This is a genomic window from Actinotalea sp. C106 (genome assembly GCF_023630195.1).
Taxonomy (GTDB): Bacteria; Actinomycetota; Actinomycetes; order Actinomycetales; family Cellulomonadaceae; genus Actinotalea.
On the sequence record NZ_JALPKN010000363.1, the window covers coordinates 1 to 2,640 of the forward strand.

The 2,640-nt window shown below is 73.8% G+C and carries 3 protein-coding genes; all 3 read right to left on the reverse strand.

What is annotated here, in order from left to right; all coding sequences use genetic code 11:
- Positions 1-848: DEAD/DEAH box helicase (locus L0B03_RS16330; RefSeq protein WP_250447837.1), on the reverse strand; the 848-nt coding region annotated here is incomplete at its 3' end.
- Between the two features lie 81 nt (positions 849-929).
- Positions 930-1,847, reverse strand: coding sequence for a diacylglycerol kinase family protein (locus tag L0B03_RS16335; protein ID WP_250447839.1), 918 nt, complete (start codon positions 1,845-1,847; stop codon positions 930-932).
- On the reverse strand, positions 1,847-2,640 hold a 794-nt coding region (gene tatC, locus L0B03_RS16340; protein ID WP_250447840.1), incomplete at its 5' end, for a twin-arginine translocase subunit TatC. The genes tatC and L0B03_RS16335, both read right to left, overlap by 1 nt.

Genomic DNA, 2,640 nt, shown 5'->3' on the forward strand with positions numbered 1-2,640 from the left:
CGTCCCCCTCCCCCGCGCTGGCCACGGTCGCCGCGACTCCCCCGGCCGCCCCGACCACGGTCGCCACCCCGGGACGGCGGGGGCCCGCCGCTGCGGTCGGCACGACGCAGGGCCTCGGCGAGCTCAGGGTTGATCGGCGGGTCGGTCCCCGGTGCGGTCGGGTCCACATGCCCCGCGTACAGGTCGAACAGGTCGTCGCGGGTCATCACGTGCTGCCACAGCGGCACCGGACGCACCTCGCTCACCACCACCGCGGTGTCTCCCCGGACCATGGTCAGCCAGTCGCCGAACTCCTCGGCGTTGGAGACCGTCGCCGAGAGCGAGACCAGCTGGACGTCGTCCGGCAGGTGGATGATCACCTCCTCCCAGACGGGTCCACGGAACCGGTCGGCCAGGTAGTGGACCTCGTCCATCACCACGTACCCGAGGCCGTCGAGGGTCGAGGACCCCGCGTAGAGCATGTTGCGCAGCACCTCGGTGGTCATGACGACCACGGGGGCCTCACCGTTCACCGTCGTGTCGCCGGTGAGCAGCCCCACCTGGTCGGCACCGTGGCTGCGCACCAGGTCCGCGTACTTCTGGTTGCTCAAGGCCTTGATCGGCGTGGTGTAGAAGGCCTTGCGGCCCTGCGCGAGGGCGAGGTGCACGGCGAACTCGCCCACCACGGTCTTGCCAGCACCGGTCGGGGCGGCCACGAGCACCCCACGACCACCTTCGAGGGCCGCGCAGGACTCCGCCTGGAACGGGTCGAGCTCGATCTCGAGACCCGAGCGGAAGACCCCTAGCTCGGATCGGCTCTCGACCGCACGACGGCGGGAGGCGGCGTAGCGCTCGGCCGGGGATGACATGCCCTCAGCCTAGGCACACACCCGAGGCTCGACCTGACGGGCTGACCACGGCGTGCCCTCGGTCTCGGCGCGGGCGGTCCCTCACACCAGGACGCGCAGGGCGCGGGGCTGGAGCTCGACCAGGAGCGGCAGCGACCCGACCGGCTCGCCGTCGGCGAAGGCGACCGGTGGGTGCGGCCCCGACGGTCCGGCCTCGAGCAGCACCGTCCTGCTCCGCCGGACCTCGCAGACCCGGTGCCCGAGGTGGGTCCCGGCCGCCAGGCGGGGGAAGAGCCCGACCACCCCCCGACGGTTCAGGGGCCCGGCGAGGACCACGTCGAGGAGCCCGTCGTCGAGGCTCGCGCCCGGCGCGATGCGCAGCCCGCCCCCGAAGGTGGGCCCGTTGGCCACCGCGACGAGGGTGCCCAGCCCTGCCCAGACGCCGTCGTCGAGGGTCACCCGGTAGTCGTAGGGCTGGAACCCCGCGAGCTCACCCACCAGGGCCCGGACGTAGCGCGCCGTGCCCCGAGGGCGACGCAGCGTGTTGGCCCGGGCGTTGACCGCGGCGTCGACCCCGGCGGAGAGCACCGCGACGTACCACTCGGGCGTCCGGGACCCCGGCGTACCGACCGTGACCGCATCGATGGGACGGCCGCCGGTCACCAGGCCGCGGTCGAGGGCCCCCACGGCCTCGTCGACGTCGTGGCGAGGCAGGTCGAGGGCCCGGGCGACGTCGTTGCCGCTCCCGGCCGCCACGACGCCCAGGGGCAGGTCGGTCCCGGCCACCAGGTTGGCCCCGAGGTGCACCATGCCGTCGCCCCCCACCACGACGAGGGCGTCGAGCCCCGCCAGGACCGCCTTACGGGCCCGGTCGGCCGCCGTCAGCGCGTCCGAGGCTGTGAGCACCTGCACGACGTGCCCGCGAGCCCGGAGGGCCTCGACCGCCCGCTCCCCCCGGCGCCGCCCCCGACCGCTGCCGGCCGTGGGGTTGACCACGACGCCGAGCCGGGCTCGGGGCATCAGACCTCGAGCTCGCGGCGGCCCCGACGGCGGTCGACGAGCACGCAGATCCCGACCGCTCCGAAGTACAGGGCGCAGATCGGCAGGGCGAGGGCGAACAGGGAGATCGCATCCGCGGTGGGGGTCGCGACCGCGGCGAACACGAAGGCGATCATCACGGCCCACCGCCACCCGGTCCACCAGGTCCGGCCCGCGACCAGGCCGGCCAGGTTGAGGCCGACCATGACGACCGGGAGCAGGAAGGCCAGCCCGAAGGCCAGGACCATCCGCATGAGGAAGGACAGGTACGTCTGCGCGCTGAGCACGTTGACGGCGTTGGCCGGGGTGAAGCCGGTGAGCAGCTCCACGGCCAGGGGGAAGACCGTCCACGCGAGCCAGGCACCGGTCAGGAACAGCGGCACCCCCGCGAGGACGAAGCCGATGCCGTACCAACGCTCGCGGCGGGTCAGACCCGGGGTGATGAAGGCCCACACCTGGTAGATCCACCAGGGGCTCGAGACCAGGACGCCCACCACGAGGGAGAGCTTGATCTGCATGTCCAGGGCGGTGGCGAGGCCCTCGTAGTTGAGGGCCACCAGGCCCTCGCGTTCCGCGGCGAGCCGCACGAGTGGCGCCTGGACCCGCTCGATCAAGGAGTCGTAGGCGAACCAGCCGAGGGTCGCGCCGACGGTCAGCCCCGCGGCAGCGAGCAGTAGCCGGGTACGCAGCTCACGCAGGTGGTCGCGCAGCGGCATGCGTGCACCCGGGCTGCGGCGGGCTCGGCCGCGCGGAGCACGGGCCGCGTCAGTGCGGG

Excerpts from the sequence above, each read along its gene's own strand:
- L0B03_RS16335 (WP_250447839.1), bottom strand. The coding sequence starts at position 1,847 with ATGCCCCGAGCCCGGCTCGGCGTCGTGGTCAACCCCACGGCCGGCAGC.